Here is a 15,682-nt window from a genome sequence, read left to right on the forward strand (position 1 = left end):
AACCTCCTTCGACCCGGCGTGCGCTTCACTTTTTGAATGAGGAGACAAGATGGCAACAGTTGAGATCCAGGACGTCGCCAAGTCCTTCGGCAGCACGCAGATCATCCGCGGCGTGAGCATCGACATCCGAGACGGTGAATTCGTCGTGCTGGTCGGCCCGTCGGGCTGCGGCAAGTCCACGCTATTGCGCATGGTCGCGGGCCTGGAAGGCATCGACGGCGGCGAGATCCGCATCGGCGGGCGCCGCGTGAACGGCCTGCTGCCCAAGGATCGCGACATCGCCATGGTGTTTCAGAACTACGCGCTGTACCCGCATCTCACAGTGGCGGACAACCTCGCGTTTTCGCTCAAGCTGCGCCATGCGCCTCAGCAGGAGACCGAAGAGCGCGTGGCCCGGGCCGCCAAGATCCTGGGGCTGGAGCCGCTGCTCACGCGGCTGCCCAAGCAGCTCTCCGGCGGTCAGCGCCAGCGCGTCGCCATGGGCCGAGCCATCGTGCGCGACCCGCAGGTCTTCCTGTTCGACGAGCCGCTGTCCAACCTGGACGCCAAGCTGCGTGTGGCCATGCGCGCCGAGATTCGCGAGCTGCACCAGCGCCTGAAGGCCACCACCGTCTACGTCACGCACGACCAGATCGAGGCCATGACCATGGCGGACAAGATCGTGGCCATGCACGACGGCATCGTGGAACAGGTGGGTACGCCGCTCGACTTGTTTGACCGGCCGCGCAACGTGTTTGTCGCGGCCTTCATCGGCTCGCCGTCGATGAACCTGCTGCCTGTCAAGGTGAACGGCAAGGGGGTCGTGGACAACGCGGGCAACAACTGGGCAGTGCCCGGCGTGCCGGCCACGAGCGGGCAAGCCCTCACGCTGGGCGTGCGGCCCGAGCACCTGCGACTGGACGCCGAGGGCGTGGAGGCGCGCGTGCTGGTGGTGGAGTCCACCGGCTCGGAGACGCACCTCATCGTCGATGCGGGCGGCACCAAGCTCACATGCGTGCTGCGCGAACGCGTCAGTGTGCGCCCTGGCGACCAGGTGCGACTGGGTGTGGACAGCGCGCATGTTCATCTTTTTCGCGCGGACTCCGGCGAACGGCTCGAGCCGCTGCACTGATCCCTGCAAGGATCACAGGAGGAATGACCAACATGAAGCCGAACGCCATCGAGGCTGCCGCGCGCTACCTGCACGCACTTCAGTCGTCCGGTCGCTTCGGGGCAAGGCTGGAAAACGGCTTGCGCCCGGCCACGCCGGAAAACGGTTGGCGCATCCAGCGGCGAATCAGCGAATTGCGCGGCAGCCCCGCCATCGGCTGGAAGTGCGGATTGCCCCCGGGCGATCGCTGGGTCGCCGCCGCGCTGCATGATGCCAGGCCATCGGGCGGTGTGGCTGCCGCGCCTGCCGGACCGACGGGCGCAGCGCGCATCGAACCCGAACTGGCATTCGAGCTCAAGCAAGGCCTGCCGCCACGGGCCACCCCCTACACCCGCGCCGATGTCAACGCCGCCATCGGCAGTGTGCGGCTGGCAGTCGAGGTGCTCGGTTGTCGCTATGACGATCCTGCAGGCGCCAGTGGCCCTGAACTGATGGCCGACAGCCTGTGGCACCAAAGCGTGGTGCTGGGGCCGACCGTCGCCGTGGACTTGGCGCAGGAGCCATTTCCTGGTTCCTTCGAGATTGCACTCTCGGTGCAGGGCCAGGACGACATCACATTGGCAGCCAGCCACCCCAACGGCGACCCGCGCTTGCCTCTTTACTGGCTGGCCGAGTTCCTGCGCAGCCAGGGCATGGGTCTTGAGGTCGGGCAAGCCGTCATCACCGGCTCATTGGCGGGGGCGATCGACCTGCCGTTCAAGCGTCCTGCCGTGCTTCGCTTCGGCAACTTCGGCGAGCTTGCGCTGACGCTCGAGCCGCTGTGACGACGCGGCCTCCAATCTGAATTCACGCCTCCAAAGCCAACAGGATTCCCCCATGCGTCTCGTTCGATTCGGCCCCCGTGGCTCCGAAAAACCCGGCCTCATTGATACACAAGGCACCTTGCGCGATTTGTCCTCCGTCGTGAGCGACATTCACGGGCCAACACTTTCACCCGAGAGCCTTGCAAGGCTGCGTGCCCTCGATACCTCGAGTTTGCCCGCCGTGCCTGCCGACACACGACTCGGCCCCTGCGTCGGTCAGGTTCCGAATGTGGTTTGCATCGGCCTCAACTATTCCGACCATGCAGCAGAAACCAACACGCCGATTCCCACGCAGCCGATTGTCTTCAACAAGCACACCAGCGCGCTGGCTGGCCCCAACGACCCGGTCCTCATCGCACCCGGCTCGGGCAAGCTGGATTGGGAGGTCGAACTCGCCATCGTGATCGGTCGTCCGGCCTGGCACGTCAGCGAAGCAGAAGCGCTGCAATATGTGGCCGGCTATTGCCTTTGCAATGATGTGTCAGAGCGTGCCTGGCAAATCGAAATGGAAGGCCAGTGGACCAAGGGCAAAAGCTACCTGGGCTATGCGCCGATAGGCCCCTGGTTGCTGACGGCTGACGAAGTGGCGGACCCGCAGAACATCGACCTCTGGCTCGACGTGAACGGAACTCGCCGGCAGACCGGCAACACCCGCACGCAGATTTTCGGCGTTGCCACCATCGTGTCCTATCTCAGCCGCTTTATGGCGCTTCGGCCCGGCGACGTGATTCCAACCGGTACGCCGCCGGGTGTGGGCCTCGGCCAGAAGCCGCCTGTGTTCCTGAAGGACGGTGATGTGATGACCTTGGGCAGCGACCTGCTCGGCACGCAGCGCCAGCAAACCATCGCCTACAGCGACGCCATGGGCGCGGCCTGGCGCGCTGGCCAATTGCCTGCGCTTTGAGGCGGTTGCCTGCACGAGCGCAGGCCCGAGGGCGGCGGCGAGGATGGAAGCCGCATTCGCACGCCGGCGACCGTCGAGCCGGTGTACATGCCTAGCTTCTCGTCTGCCCGATACCGGCAGCCGGCCACGCCCGCATTGCTACGGCGATCATCTGTTCCATTTCGCTCCTGGTCGCCCCTGCCTGCGGTAAATCCAAAACCGCTTGCATCACCCCGAGAAAATACCAAGCCAGCGCGGCGACATCGGCCCCCCGGGGCAGTTCTCCACCTGCAATTGCTTCCCGGAGCAGGTCCTCGAGCAGATGGCGCTGCTGACTCATCCCCGAGATTGCCGCTTTCCGTCCTTCCGGCGGCAGATCGACGAGCTCGGCACAACTTCGTGCGAGCAGGCAACCCGGCGGTCGACGAGACCCCGTGGGCAGCAGCCCGCGCAGCAGGGCCTCGAGCCGCGCGCGCGAACTGCCGCCCTCGTGCGACTTCATCCTGCGCAGCACCCGATCCGTATAGGTTGCCAGTGCGGCCTGGAACAGGCCGTCCTTGTCCCGAAAACGCTGGTAAAGGCTCGAACGCGACAGTCCGGTCGCCTCCGTCAGCACATGGATCGTCGTCGCCGCGTATCCGTGACGCCAGAAGGCATCCACGGCGGCATCCATGACGGCGCCTTCGTCGTACTGTGGCTTTCCGCTCATTTGAAGAAGTCTTTGACAAGTTGGAATAATCGTTCCAAGATATATGGACCGCTCGTTCCATGATACTTCTTGAAGGCGCAGACATGCTCGACCGTTCGAACTCCAGTCCCAGAAAAAGACCTCGGATTGCCATTGCGGGTGCGACAGGACGCGTTGGGGTCAGATTGACGGCGCTGCTCGCCGACGATCCGGTCGATCTCGTCGTGCTGACGCGCCAGTCCAGCCCAGCGCAACTGCCCGAAGGGGTGGCCATTTCCAAGATCGACTTCAAACGCGCTGAGACGCTCGGCAGGGCCCTGCGCGGCGTCGACCGGCTCTTCATCGCGCATGGCACTTCCCTCGAACAGGTCGCCAACGAAATCGCGTTGATCGATGCAGCCGTCGCAGCAGGCGTTCGGCACATTGTCAAACTGTCTGGCCTCGGTCCTGCAACCCGGCTTCTTCCCCTCGCTTGGCATATGCAGATCGAGGCGCACCTGGCACGGCAGCCGATCGCATCTACGGTCTTGCGGCCGACGACCTTCCCCGATGTGCTCAAGCGCGTGGGGCCGCACATCGCCACCGGTTTCTGGGCTGGCGCCGCAGGGAATGGCCGGGTGAACTTCATCGATACCCGCGACGTTGCCGAGGTGGCCCGCATCGGGTTGCTCGAGGAGATCGAACCAACGTCGCAACGTGCGTACCACCTGTCTGGTCCACGCGCATGGACCATGAAGCAGGTGGCAGAGGAGTTGGCCCGCCTGCTCGGGCATCCGGTCACCTATGTCGACCGTTCGCCTGCCGAGCAGCGGCAGGCGCTGCTCGGCGCCGGGCTTTCTCCCTTGGTAGCCGATCTTCTGGTTGGCCTCGACCAGATGTTCCGCGAGTCAACGATCTCCGAAACAACGTCGACGGTCGAGGAACTGACCGGAAAAGTTCCTCGCTCGTTGACCGAGTGGTTGACCGACAACCTCAGCGAATTTCGAGCCTGAGCTCTCCATTCCCCGCCCGCCAGGAATCGAAGCATCGCGCGCAGGCACGCCGGCGCCCGAGTTGGCCCACTGGCGCGATTCCGAAACGGCACCTGCGTCGGTCCGTGGGAACCATCAGCGCATTGCGGCCCGCGCGGAATACAAGTGAACGAACCATCAGGTCAATCGCGGTCAGACCCTCCGAAGGAGAAGAACCCTCAATTTACGGGTTTTCCATAGGTAAATATAGATTTACTTTTAACGGAGAAGCGGCGTGTAATGGATTCCCATGTGAGCAGCGAGCGCGCTCCAGAGTCCGCCTTGCCGGTCCAAAAACCCGCGGCGACCCGCGCCACGGCTTTGCTCTCCGAACCGAAAGACCCAGGAATGAACGCATCCAATCAGGCCATGTCGCTCGACGTCGTCATCGTCGGAGCCGGCTTCGCCGGCCTCTACCAGCTGTACCGCGCCCGCAAGGCAGGACTGACCGCCCGCGTGATCGAGGCGGGCGAGGACGTCGGCGGCACCTGGTACTGGAATCGCTACCCCGGCGCCCGATGCGACGTCGAAAGCCTCGACTACTCCTTCTCCTTCGACAAGGAACTCGAGCAGGAATGGACTTGGAGCGAGCGCTATGCGACGCAGCCGGAAATCCTTCGGTACATCCAACATGTCGCCGAGCGCTTCGATCTGGCGCGCGACATCCAGTTCCGCACACGCGTGACTCGCGCAGTCTTTGACGAGCAGCGAAAGCGCTGGACCGTGGGGACGGACGCTGGCGAATCGTTCGACGCGCAGTTCTGTGTCCTGGCCACCGGATGCCTGTCGATCGCCCAGGCGCCGGATTTCAAGGGCCTGTCCAGTTTTGCCGGCAAGTGGTACCACAGCGCCGATTGGCCCAAAGAGGGCGTCGACTTCACCGGCAAGCGAGTCGGCGTGATCGGCACCGGGTCCAGCGGCGTGCAGATGATTCCGCTGATCGCGGAGCAGGCTGACCAGTTGACCGTGTTCCAGCGCACCGCCAACTTCAGCGTGCCGGCCCAGAACGAATCGCTGGACGAAGAGGCTGTCCGACATGCCAAGGCCCACTATGGTGAGCGGCGGGCCTCCGCGCGTGAAAGCAGCAACGGCCTCTATCTGGAGGCCAACGACAAATCGGCGCTGGAAGTTTCCGAAGACGAGAGGTTGCGCGAGTTCGAGTTCCGATGGAAGGGCGCCGGTGGCGGGTTCCGGATGCTGCGCGCCTTCAACGATTTGCTGCTCAATGAAACGGCCAATGCGTACGCTGCCGACTTCGTGCGATCGAAGATCCGGGCGATCGTGCGCGACCCGAAGGTGGCGGAACTGCTTTGCCCGAAAAAGGACCTGCGGTTCGGCACCAAGCGCCTCTGTGTCGACTCCGGCTACTACGAAACCTTCAACCGGCCCAATGTGACCCTGGTCGACGTGAAGGCTGCGCCGATCGAGGAAGTGACGCCGCGCGGGCTGCGCACCACCGAGGGTGAGCATGACCTGGACGTCCTCGTGTTTGCCACCGGTTTCGACGCCATGACGGGCGCGCTGCGCGCCATCGATATCCGTGGCATCGGAGGGCAATCGCTGCGCGAGCGATGGACGCACGGTCCGCGTACCTACCTGGGCATCTCATGCGCCGGATTCCCGAACATGTTCATCATCGCGGGGCCTGGCAGCCCGTCGGTGCTCAGCAACGTCGTGCACTCCATCGAAGAGCACGTTGATTGGGTCACCCGGCTGATTCAGCATGCGCGCAAGCGCAGCGCAGACCGCATCGAGGCCGAGGCCGAGGCGGAGAACGACTGGGTCCACCACGTCAACGAGGTGGCTGACCGCACGCTCTACCCACGCGGCAATTCATGGTACGTCGGCGCCAACATCCCCGGCAAGCCTCGCGTCTTCATGCCGTATGTGGGCGGCGTGCCCGCCTACCGCAAGATTCTCAAAGAGGTGGCCGAAAGTGGTTATCGAGGGCTCGTGTTTTCCTGAAGCACCTTGAACACACATTGACTGGCATCAGTCATGACGATTCAGAGACGCACACGGATGCAGGCCGCGGCCGTCGCTTTGGGTGCACCAGTGCGATGAGCGGCTCGCGTCCATCCGCAACCGCATGAACACTTCTCCTGCCATCGAACTGGATCCACAACTGCGTGCCGCCCTCGGCGAAGCAGCGAGGCTGTCCGAGTCCATCGGGCCACCTGCACCTGGAATCGACGGCCTGCGCGAACATGCGGCGTGCAGTCGCCGACACTGGAACCAGGGCGGCCCCGACGTCCCGTACGGGGAGCGCACCGTCCCCGGACCGAAGCGTGAGATCCCCGTCGTCATTTACCGTCGGCGCGCCTCCCGGGCGCCCCTTCCGGTGTTCGTGTACCTGCACGGTGGCGGCTTCACGATCGGCGACCAGTGGGCCAACGACCGCCAGATGCGTGAACTGGCGCAGGCATGGGGAGGCGTGGTCGTCAGCGCGGACTACCTGCATGTGCCGGAGCACGTGTTTCCATCCGCCGTGGAGGAATTTGCGGCCCTGCTGTGCTGGCTGCATCGGCACGGCAACGCCTGGGGCATCGACGGCGAGCGCATTGCGATTGGCGGCACGTCGGCGGGGGCCGTGGTGGCGTTCGGCGCGGCCGTGGCGCTCGCCGGCCCCGGCTGGCTGCGCGCTGCCGTGGGGGTGGTGGGGGCATTCGCGGCCGATCCCGATAGCCCGTCGATGCGAAGCTATGGCGACGTGGGCCTGTTTCCAGCGGCCGCCGCGGTGGCGCCCATGTTCGCCAACTACCTGCCGGGGACCGGCGACCGGGATGATCCACGTGCGAATCTGCTGCTTGCGGATCCCGCGCTCTTGCCACCCACTTTCCTTGCCGCGGCGGAATACGATGTGTTCCGGGACGGGTCCACTGCACTGGCGCAGCGGCTACGAGGGGCCGGCCGGCTGCACGCCTGCAAGGTCTACCCAGGCATGTCGCACCTGTTCTTCGGCTTCAGCCGGAGCGTCGAACGCGCCTCGGAATGCGTGCTTGATATCGCCGCATTTCTGCGCGAGCGGCTGGGGGAGGCCGCGTGAGAACCCTCGACGTTGCCGCACTCCTTGGCTGGCCCTTTCGCGACGTGCATGTCGCGTACGCGCAGGAGCGGACCATGCTTCATGCGCTGTGTATTGGTTTGGGCGGTGATCCCTGCGACGAGCGGCAGCTGCGCTACGTTTACGAGCCGAGACTGAAGGCGTTCCCCACGCTCGCGCTGACTTTGGGTCTGACCGATGACGCCGGATTCCTGCACGACGAGCGCGTCGGGATCGACTTCTCTCGCATGCTGCACGGCCAGACCGGTCTGCGCTGGCACAAGCCCTTGGCTGCGGTCGGGGAGGTGACCAGCAGATTCGCCATTGAAGGCCTGTCGGACCGCGGAGTTCTCAAGGGCTCCTTGCTGCGCTTTTCCCGCACGCTCCGGGATCGCGCGACTGGCGACCTGCTCGTCACGGAAACCGGCGTGTACATGCTGCGCGGCAATGGCGGCTTTTCGTCTGGCCTTGACGCCGGCGAGCCATCCATGGCTCCGGTTCCCATCCCCGCGGGGCCTCGCAGCCAGTGCATGGAACTCGACACACTGCCGCAATCCGCCTTGCTCTACCGCTTGGCGGCGGGGGACCGCACCGGCCTTCATGCGAGCCCGGCGCTTGCGCGGCAGTCTGGCTTCGAGCGCCCGGTTCTGCAAGGGGGCTGCAGCTTCGGCGTGACCGCCCACGGTTTGGTTGCCATGTTGTGCGACTACGAAGGCGACCGATTGCGGGCCATGGACGCACGCTTCACAGCCCCGGTCTTTCCAGGCGAGCGCTTGAGGGTGGAGGTATGGCGCCAGGGGCCGCGCTCAGCGGCCTTCCGCACCACGTCGCTGCCCAGGGGCGTGGTCGTGCTGGACAACGGGACCTGCGAATTCGAAGCACCATGATTGATTCACTGGGTACATCATTTTTTTTAACTTTGAAGGAGAGCTTATGAACGTTTCGAAAGCCCTGGAGTCGCGATCCGCCGTCCGCGCATACTTGGACAAGCCCGTTCCCGCGGATCTGCTCGAGGAGATTCTCGTGGCCGCGGCCCGGTCTCCATCGGGGGGGAACCTCCAGCCGTGGAACGTATGGGCACTCACGGGCGATCATCTGAATCGGTTCAAGGCCACTGTCGCGGAGAGGGCGCAAGCGAACCCGATGGGGGAAGGCACCGAATACAAGATCTATCCCGACAATCTCGCGGAGCCGTACAGGACGCGCCGATTCAAGAATGGCGAGGATCTCTACCGCTCGCTCAACATTCCCCGTGAAGACAAGGCAGCGCGGCTCGGACAGTTCGCGAAGAACTTCGGCTTTTTCGGCGCTCCCGTCGGACTCATCTTCACCATCAACCGTCAGATGGAGCCGGGCCAATGGGCGGATCTCGGCATGTACATGCAATCCGTGATGCTTCTTGCGCAAGAACATGGATTGAGCACCTGCCCGCAGGAGGCCTGGGCGCTGTGGCACAAGACCATCCGGGAGTTCGTCGGCCTTTCCCCGGATCTCATGGTGTTCGCCGGCATGGCGCTCGGGTATGCGGACAACAGCCATCCCATCAATCTGTGGCGCAGCGACCGGGCTCCCACGTCGGAGTTCCTCACGATCCTGAGGTAGCGGACGTCTGGCATGAACAGCACCGGACCGCTTCACGGGTACCGCATCGTCGAGTTTGCAGGCAAGGGTCCGGGCCCTCTGTGCGGCATGTTGCTTGGCGACATGGGCGCGGAAGTGATTCGCATCGAACGGCCCGTCGAGCGGAGCGCAAGTCAGGCATCGGAAGACGCACTCGATCTCGTCAACAGGAACCGCCGTTCGGTGGTACTCGATCTGCGGCAGCCGCAGGCACGCACCGCCGCCTTGCGAATCGCAGCGTCGGCCGACGGGTTGATCGAGGGATTCCGCCCCGGAGTGATGGAGCGGCTGGGGCTCGGGCCGGACGAATGCCTGTCCGCCAACCCACGGCTCGTGTATGGGCGAGTCACGGGGTGGGGGCAGACTGGCCCGCTCGCCGCCCGCGCCGGACACGACATCAACTACCTCGGGCTCACCGGAGCGCTACATGCCATCGGCCCGCGCGACGGCGCTCCCGTTCCACCGCTCAACCTGGTTGCTGATTACGGTGGGGGCGCAATGTACCTGGCATTCGGTCTGGTGTGTGGTTTGCTCGAAGCGAAGCAATCCGGCATGGGGCAGGTGATCGACGTGGCGATGACGGACGCGGTGTCGAATTTGATGACGCCGATCCATGGGCTCCACGGGGCCGGTTGGTGGAAAGACAGGCGCGGGGCCAACTTGCTGGACGGAGGCGCGCCCTTCTATGGCGTGCACGAAACCCGCGACGGCGGGTACATGGCCGTCGGTCCCATCGAGCCCGCTTTCTTCGCAGCGTTCATCCGGCGCCTCGGTCTGTCCGAAGACGAATTCGCCGACCGGATGAATCCAGCCAACTGGCCATCGCATGCGCTCCCGATCCGAGCCGCATTCCGACAGAAGACGCGTGCGGAATGGGAGGAAGTGTTTGCAGGCAGCGACGCCTGCGTCACGCCCGTGCTGTCGTTGAGCGAAGCGCCCAGCCACCCGCACAACCGGGCGCGTGGCACCTTTGCGGAGCTGGACGGCCTCGTGCAGCCCGCTGTGGCGCCACGGTTCTCGCGCACGCCCGGCACGCTGCGTTCAGCGCCGCCCGAACACGGCGCGGACGGACGCGCGGTCCTTGAAGAGGTCGGGTACGCACCGGAAGAGATCGACAGGATCCTCCAGCCGATCTAGCCGTTCGGCATGAACGGCTTGCGTGCCAACAACTCCTCATTTGCGTGAACTGCCTGCCAGGCGCTGGTCGATGGGGCGCCGCCGCCTGAACAGTGCCGCCGCATGGCCGCGGCGGCGGTTGAGACGCGACGTGCAGTCCGGGACAGAACATAACAGTGACGGCGTATTCAGTCCTTGATTGCCCGCCTGGACCCCTGACGAGGGCGGTCTCCTCCCTTTGGAAACTAGGTCCATCCACATATCTCTTGATCTGGATTAAAAATAAATGTACATTTATTTTTATGGTGCTCATTGCCCCGAAGTGACGGCGCAACCGCAGCCATGCCACCTGGTCTAACCAAGGAAAAATTTTGGAAGCATTCATCTACGACGCCGTGCGCACGCCACGCGGACGCGGCAAGGCCAACGGGGCGCTGCATACGGTCGCGCCGCTCGAACTTGGGGCGGCCGTCCTGAAGGCGCTGCCGCAGCGCGGCGCCTTTTCACCCGACCTGGTGGACGAGGTCATCTTCGGCTGCGTCGAGGCGGTGGACGATCAGGGTGCCAACTTGGCGCGCTCCGCCGTGCTGGAAGCCGGCTGGGGTGATTCGGTTCCGGGCTTCATGGTCGCAAGATTCTGCGGCTCTGCCCTGGATGCGGTGAACACCGGCGCCGCCAAGGTCATGTCGGGACAGGCCGACTGCATCGTCGCCGGCGGCGTCGAGATGAATTCTCTCGTGCCGATGCTGGTGGGCACCGGCGGCCCCTCCGTCAGCGACGTGTTCTTCAACGACCGCGTCATGCAAACACCGCAGGGCGTGGCCGCAGATCTGATCGCCACGCTCGAGGGGTTCTCGCGCGGCGACGTGGACGCGTTTGCCGCCGCCTCGCACCGCCGTGCCTACGAGGCGAAGAGCGCCGGCGCCTTCCGGCGCTCCATTGTCCCGGTTCACGACCGCGTGGGCCGCCTGCTGCTGGCCGAAGACGAACTCGTGCGCAACGACGTCACGGCCGAAAGCCTGGGCAAGCTGAAAGCGTCGTTCGCCGAGAGCGGCCAGAAGTTGGGCTTCGATGCGACCGTCCGCTATCGCTACCCGCAGGTGGACCGCGTCGACCACATCCACCACGCGGGCAATTCGTCGGGCATCGCCGACGGCGCGTCGGCCGTCCTGATCGGCAACGAAGGCGCGGGCCGGAAGCTGGGACTGGCGCCCCGCGCACGCATCGTGGCCACAGCCACCGCGGCCAGCGACCCTTGCATCATGCTGACCGCGCCTGTGCCGGCCGCCGTCAAATGCCTGGAGCGTGCGGGGCTGCGCGTTGAAGACATCGATCTGTTCGAGGTCAATGAAGCCTTCGCATCGGTCGTTCTCCATTTCATGCGCTACATGAAGGTGCCTCACGACAAGGTGAATGTGGTCGGTGGCGCCATTGCGCTGGGCCATCCGGTGGGTGCCACGGGCGGCATGCTGGTGGGAACCATGGTCGACGAACTGGAGCGCCGCAGTGCCAAGCGCGCGCTGGTGGTGATGTGCACCGGCCTGGGCATGGCGGTGGCGACCATTGTCGAGCGCGTCTGAACGACCACTACAGGAGCATTACGTGATTGATTATTCTGTTGGCAGCGATGGCATCGCTCAAATCGTCTGGAACAACCCGAACGGCCCGGTCAACGTCAAGAACGCCGAGGCGAGAGCCGCGTTCGTGCGGGCCGTCGATGCGGCGTTGTCCGACGCGGCAGTGGTAGGCATCGTCATCAGCTCGGCCAAGAAGGACTTTCTGGCAGGTGGCGACATCGACGAGATCTACGCCGTGCGCACGCCGGAAGAAGCCATTGCCAATGTGCGCGACGTGGGCGCATGCCTGCGGCGGATGGAGCGCGGCGGCAAGCCGGTCGTGGCGGCGCTGAACGGATCGGCGCTGGGTGGAGGGCTCGAACTCGCGCTCGCCTGCCACTATCGCGTCGCGGCCGATGAGCCGCGCCTGCGCGTCGGGTTGCCTGAGTCGACCCTCGGTCTGATCCCGGGGGCGGGCGGTACGCAGCGCCTGCCGCGCTTGATCGGGATCGGCGCCGCCTCGAAGCTGATGCTCGACGGAAAGGCGATCAACGCGAAGGAAGCCAAGGCCCTGGGCATCATCGATGCCATCGTGCCCGCCGATGAGCTGATCGAGACCGCACGGGCCTGGATCCTGGCGCACCCTCAGGCCGTGCAGCCATGGGATGCCAAGGGCTTCCGCTACCGTGACTTCGATCCGCAGTCGCGCGAAGGCCGCTGGTTCTTCTTCTACGGATGGCCCAAACTCCGAGGCAAGTCGCCGGCCGGTGATCTGGCCCCCGGTGCCCTGTTGCACGTGCTGGCACAAGGGCTGGAGCGCGGCATCGACGCGGGGCTCGAGATCGAGGCCCGCTACTTCGGTCTGGTGGCGACCTCCCCGTCGGCAAAGAACCGCATTCGCAGCACCTTCATGGCGGCGAACGCTGCGCGCAAGCTCGAGCGCAGGCCTGCGGGCGTGGCGACCTTCGCGCCCCGTCGCGTCGGCGTCATCGGCGCCGGCCTGATGGGCGGCGGCGTCGCGCTGGTGTGTGCCCGTGCCGGACTGGCGACGGTGCTCATCGACACGACGGACGAAGCGGCGCAGCGCGGCAAGGCGCGGATCGCCAAGACCTTCGATGGTGCCGTCGAGCGCAAGCTGATGACGCCGGAAGCGCGCGATGCAGCGCTTGCCCGGCTCGAGGCCGGCAGCGACATGGCGGCACTGGCCGGTTGCGACCTGGTCGTGGAGGCGGTGGTCGAATCGACCGAGGTGAAATCCCAGGTGTTCCGCAGGATCTACGAGGCGGCGGGACCGCAGGTGCTGATTGCGTCCAACACGTCGTCGCTGTCGATCAATGCACTCGCGGAGGGGGTGGATCAGCCTGCCAACTTCATCGGACTGCACTTCTTCGCGCCGGTCGATCGCATGCAACTGGTGGAAGTGATCCTCGGCAGCGACACATCGCCTACCACCCATGCGCACGCGCTGGACTTCGTCAAGCTGCTGGGCAAGACAGCTGTCGTGGTGAACGACGGACCGGGCTTCTATACCTCGCGGGTGGTCAGTGCCTACACCCGCGAAGCGCTGATCATGCTGGGCGAAGGCATCTCGCCAGCGCTGGTCGACAACGCCGCCTTCATCGCCGGCATGCCGATCGGCCCGTTGGCGATGGGCGACCTCACGTCCTACGACCTGTTGACGGACATCCTCTCCAGCGTCGCGCGCGCGGGCCGCGGCACGGCGTGCGAATCCGACAACGCGTTGGCCGCGGCGAAGAAGCTGGTCGAAGCCGGGCGTGTGGGCCGCAAGGGACAAGGCGGCGTGTATGACTATCCCGAGAGCGGGAAGGTGCTGTGGTCCGGACTGACCGAACTGTTCCCGCCCTTGCCCCAGCAGCCTGATGTCACCGAGGTGGTGCAACGCCTGATGCATGTGCAGTCGCTGGAGACCATCCATGCGATCGACGAAGGCATCGCCGACAACGCGATGGAAATAGACCTCGCTTCGGTGCTCGGCTGGAGCTATCCGGCCTGGCGCGGTGGTGTGCTCGCCCATGTGGACGACACGGGTCTTGCTGAATTCGTGCGCCAGTGCGATGTTCTGGCCGAGCGGCACGGGCGCCGCTTCCGCAGCCCCCAGTCATTGCGTCGCCGCGCGGAAGCGGGCGAGACGTTCCATGTGCATTGAGGCCAAGGTGTCGGCATGACAGGCGAATTCACCATCGAGCAAGGCGCCCAGGTGCTGGCCGAGTCCATGCCCGGTTGCGTGCGCGAGCTCGGCCTCACCGTGGAGCACCTGGGGGAGGGGAGCGCGACGCTGCGCATGCGGCCCACGGCGATGGCCTGTCGCGAAGGCGGCATCTACGCCGGTCAGGCGCTGGCGGCGCTGGCGGACACGGCCATGTGCTTTGCCATCTGGACCGACGGCCGTGGCCGCCGACCCGTGGCCACGGTGGATCTGCACGTCACATTCCTGCGTGGCGGCGGCCAGGAAGACCTGTTGGCCAAAGCAGAGATCGTTCGGTCGGGCCGCACGCTTTCGTTCTGCAAGGTTTCGATGGTGTTGGCCGATTCGGGCAAGGACGTCGCTTCCGCGGTGGGCACGTTCAGCCTGCCCGCCTGAGCCGTTCCGCCAACCATCAACGTGAAGCGATAGGTGACCGATGATTGAACGCACTCTCTTCAGCCCCGAGCATGAGGCTTTCCGTGACAGCTTCCGGCGTTTTCTGGACAAGGAAGTGGCGCCTTACCACGCCGCCTGGGAAGAGCAAGGCTACGTCGACCGCGGCGTCTGGAAGACGGCAGGGGACAACGGCTATCTTTGCATGTCGCTGCCCGAGGAATATGGCGGTTCCGGTGCGGACAAGCTCTACTCGGTAATCCAGATGGAAGAGCTGGCGCGAGGCGGCTACAGCGGGATCGGCTTCAACCTGCACAGCGAGATCGTCGGCCCGTACATCTTGCGCTACGGCACGCAAGACCAGAAGAAGAGGTTCCTGCCCAGGCTCGCGAGTGGCGAGATCATCGGCGCCATCGCGATGACCGAGCCGGACGCCGGCAGCGACCTGCAGGGCATCAAGAGCACCGCGATCAAGCAAGCCGACGGCAGCTACTTGCTGAACGGCACGAAGACGTACATCACCAACGGCTGGCACACGGACCTGGTCATTGTCGTTGCCAAGACCAACCCCGCGGCCGGCGCGAAGGGCACGAGCCTCCTGCTGGTCGAACGCGGCATGAAGGGCCTGACGTACGGCAAGCCGCTCAAGAAGCTGGGCCTGAAGGCGCAAGACACCGGTGAATTGTTCTTCGACGACGTCAGCGTTCCCGCCAGCAACCTGCTGGGCGGCGAGGCCTTGGAGAACAAGGGCTTTGCCTGCCTGATGGAGCAGCTGCCCTGGGAGCGCACCCAGATCGCGATCAGTGCCGTGGCCACTGCGCAGACCGCGATCGACCAGACGGTGCAATACGTCAAGGACCGCAAGGTGTTCGGCCGCACCGTCGCCGAGTACCAGAACACCCGGTTCGTCCTCGCCGGATTGCAAACCGAAGTGCAGATCGCCCGCGTATTCGTCGACAAGTGCATGGACCTGGTGCGCGAGGACAAGCTCGACGCCGCGACCGCCAGCATGGCCAAGTACTGGGCCACGGACTTGCAGTGCAAGGTCCTGGATGAATGCGTGCAACTGCACGGCGGCTACGGCTACATGTGGGACTGCCCGATCACCCGTGCCTACGCCGACGCGCGCGTGCATCGCATCTACGGCGGCACCAACGAGATCATGAAAGAGGTGATCTCCAGGGCGATGGGACTGGCTGGGCGCTGACCGCCCA

The 15,682-nt window shown here is 65.0% G+C and carries 14 protein-coding genes; 13 read left to right on the forward strand and 1 reads right to left on the reverse strand.

The genetic code is table 11. The annotated features are described in order from the left end of the window. Window positions 1–49 precede the first annotated feature (49 nt). From ACAM54_RS31245 to ACAM54_RS31255, 3 genes are read left to right on the forward strand one after another with little or no spacing between them, the layout of a single operon-like run. Window positions 50–1,111: an ABC transporter ATP-binding protein gene (locus tag ACAM54_RS31245; RefSeq protein WP_369651142.1), complete on the forward strand. Its 1,062-nt coding sequence runs from the start codon at window positions 50–52 to the stop codon at window positions 1,109–1,111. Between the two features lie 23 nt (window positions 1,112–1,134). Further along, complete coding sequence (locus ACAM54_RS31250; protein WP_369651141.1) at window positions 1,135–1,914, forward strand: hydratase; 780 nt, start codon at window positions 1,135–1,137, stop codon at window positions 1,912–1,914. A 52-nt stretch (window positions 1,915–1,966) separates the two neighbouring features. Further along, entirely contained in the window at window positions 1,967–2,857 is an 891-nt protein-coding gene (locus tag ACAM54_RS31255; RefSeq protein ID WP_369651140.1) for a fumarylacetoacetate hydrolase family protein, read from the forward strand. Window positions 2,858–2,948: 91 nt separating this feature from the next. On the opposite strand, the gene ACAM54_RS31260 is transcribed toward ACAM54_RS31255, so the two are convergent. Beyond that, a complete protein-coding gene (locus ACAM54_RS31260; RefSeq protein ID WP_369651139.1) occupies window positions 2,949–3,545 on the reverse strand; it encodes a TetR/AcrR family transcriptional regulator in 597 nt (198 codons plus the stop codon). 83 nt (window positions 3,546–3,628) lie between these two features. Here ACAM54_RS31260 and ACAM54_RS31265 point away from each other — a divergent pair, with 83 nt between their 5' ends. From ACAM54_RS31265 to ACAM54_RS31310, 10 genes are all read left to right on the forward strand, one after another. After that, window positions 3,629–4,516: an SDR family oxidoreductase gene (locus ACAM54_RS31265; RefSeq protein ID WP_369651138.1), complete on the forward strand. Its 888-nt coding sequence runs from the start codon at window positions 3,629–3,631 to the stop codon at window positions 4,514–4,516. Window positions 4,517–4,882: 366 nt separating this feature from the next. Continuing rightward, complete coding sequence (locus ACAM54_RS31270) at window positions 4,883–6,499, forward strand: flavin-containing monooxygenase (protein ID WP_369651137.1); 1,617 nt, start codon at window positions 4,883–4,885, stop codon at window positions 6,497–6,499. Window positions 6,500–6,623: 124 nt separating this feature from the next. Then, window positions 6,624–7,580 carry an alpha/beta hydrolase fold domain-containing protein gene (locus ACAM54_RS31275; RefSeq protein WP_369651136.1) on the forward strand — a complete coding sequence of 319 codons (957 nt, stop codon included), beginning with the start codon at window positions 6,624–6,626 and terminating at the stop codon, window positions 7,578–7,580. Further along, window positions 7,577–8,464, forward strand: coding sequence for a MaoC/PaaZ C-terminal domain-containing protein (locus ACAM54_RS31280; protein WP_369651135.1), 888 nt, complete (start codon window positions 7,577–7,579; stop codon window positions 8,462–8,464). Before ACAM54_RS31275 ends, ACAM54_RS31280 begins: the two co-directional genes overlap by 4 nt. Window positions 8,465–8,510: 46 nt before the next feature. Further along, complete coding sequence (locus ACAM54_RS31285) at window positions 8,511–9,179, forward strand: nitroreductase (protein ID WP_145747175.1); 669 nt, start codon at window positions 8,511–8,513, stop codon at window positions 9,177–9,179. A 12-nt stretch (window positions 9,180–9,191) separates the two neighbouring features. Further along, window positions 9,192–10,334 (forward strand): CaiB/BaiF CoA transferase family protein, encoded by a 1,143-nt coding sequence (locus ACAM54_RS31290; protein ID WP_369651134.1) that lies wholly within the window; start codon window positions 9,192–9,194, stop codon window positions 10,332–10,334. A gap of 350 nt (window positions 10,335–10,684) precedes the next feature. Further along, window positions 10,685–11,893 carry an acetyl-CoA C-acetyltransferase gene (locus tag ACAM54_RS31295; protein WP_369651133.1) on the forward strand — a complete coding sequence of 403 codons (1,209 nt, stop codon included), beginning with the start codon at window positions 10,685–10,687 and terminating at the stop codon, window positions 11,891–11,893. A gap of 22 nt (window positions 11,894–11,915) precedes the next feature. After that, entirely contained in the window at window positions 11,916–14,036 is a 2,121-nt protein-coding gene (locus ACAM54_RS31300; protein ID WP_369651132.1) for a 3-hydroxyacyl-CoA dehydrogenase NAD-binding domain-containing protein, read from the forward strand. A gap of 15 nt (window positions 14,037–14,051) precedes the next feature. After that, window positions 14,052–14,471, forward strand: a complete 420-nt coding sequence (locus ACAM54_RS31305) for a PaaI family thioesterase (protein WP_369651131.1) — start codon at window positions 14,052–14,054, stop codon at window positions 14,469–14,471. A 40-nt stretch (window positions 14,472–14,511) separates the two neighbouring features. Further along, window positions 14,512–15,675, forward strand: coding sequence for an acyl-CoA dehydrogenase family protein (locus tag ACAM54_RS31310; protein WP_369651130.1), 1,164 nt, complete (start codon window positions 14,512–14,514; stop codon window positions 15,673–15,675). Window positions 15,676–15,682: the final 7 nt, after the last annotated feature.

This window comes from Variovorax sp. V93, assembly GCF_041154485.1.
Taxonomy (GTDB): domain Bacteria; phylum Pseudomonadota; class Gammaproteobacteria; order Burkholderiales; family Burkholderiaceae_C; genus Variovorax; species Variovorax beijingensis_A.

Bases quoted from the DNA above. Each gene is read 5' to 3' on its own strand.
- ACAM54_RS31270 (WP_369651137.1), top strand. From the start codon at position 4,883: ATGAACGCATCCAATCAGGCCATGTCGCTCGACGTCGTCATCGTCGGA.
- ACAM54_RS31245 (WP_369651142.1), top strand. From the start codon at position 50: ATGGCAACAGTTGAGATCCAGGACGTCGCCAAGTCCTTCGGCAGCACG.
- ACAM54_RS31290 (WP_369651134.1), top strand. From the start codon at position 9,192: ATGAACAGCACCGGACCGCTTCACGGGTACCGCATCGTCGAGTTTGCA.
- ACAM54_RS31305 (WP_369651131.1), top strand. From the start codon at position 14,052: ATGACAGGCGAATTCACCATCGAGCAAGGCGCCCAGGTGCTGGCCGAG.
- ACAM54_RS31310 (WP_369651130.1), top strand. From the start codon at position 14,512: ATGATTGAACGCACTCTCTTCAGCCCCGAGCATGAGGCTTTCCGTGAC.
- ACAM54_RS31255 (WP_369651140.1), top strand. From the start codon at position 1,967: ATGCGTCTCGTTCGATTCGGCCCCCGTGGCTCCGAAAAACCCGGCCTC.
- ACAM54_RS31250 (WP_369651141.1), top strand. From the start codon at position 1,135: ATGACCAACATGAAGCCGAACGCCATCGAGGCTGCCGCGCGCTACCTG.
- ACAM54_RS31260 (WP_369651139.1), bottom strand. From the start codon at position 3,545: ATGAGCGGAAAGCCACAGTACGACGAAGGCGCCGTCATGGATGCCGCC.
- ACAM54_RS31275 (WP_369651136.1), top strand. From the start codon at position 6,624: ATGAACACTTCTCCTGCCATCGAACTGGATCCACAACTGCGTGCCGCC.
- ACAM54_RS31285 (WP_145747175.1), top strand. From the start codon at position 8,511: ATGAACGTTTCGAAAGCCCTGGAGTCGCGATCCGCCGTCCGCGCATAC.
- ACAM54_RS31265 (WP_369651138.1), top strand. From the start codon at position 3,629: ATGCTCGACCGTTCGAACTCCAGTCCCAGAAAAAGACCTCGGATTGCC.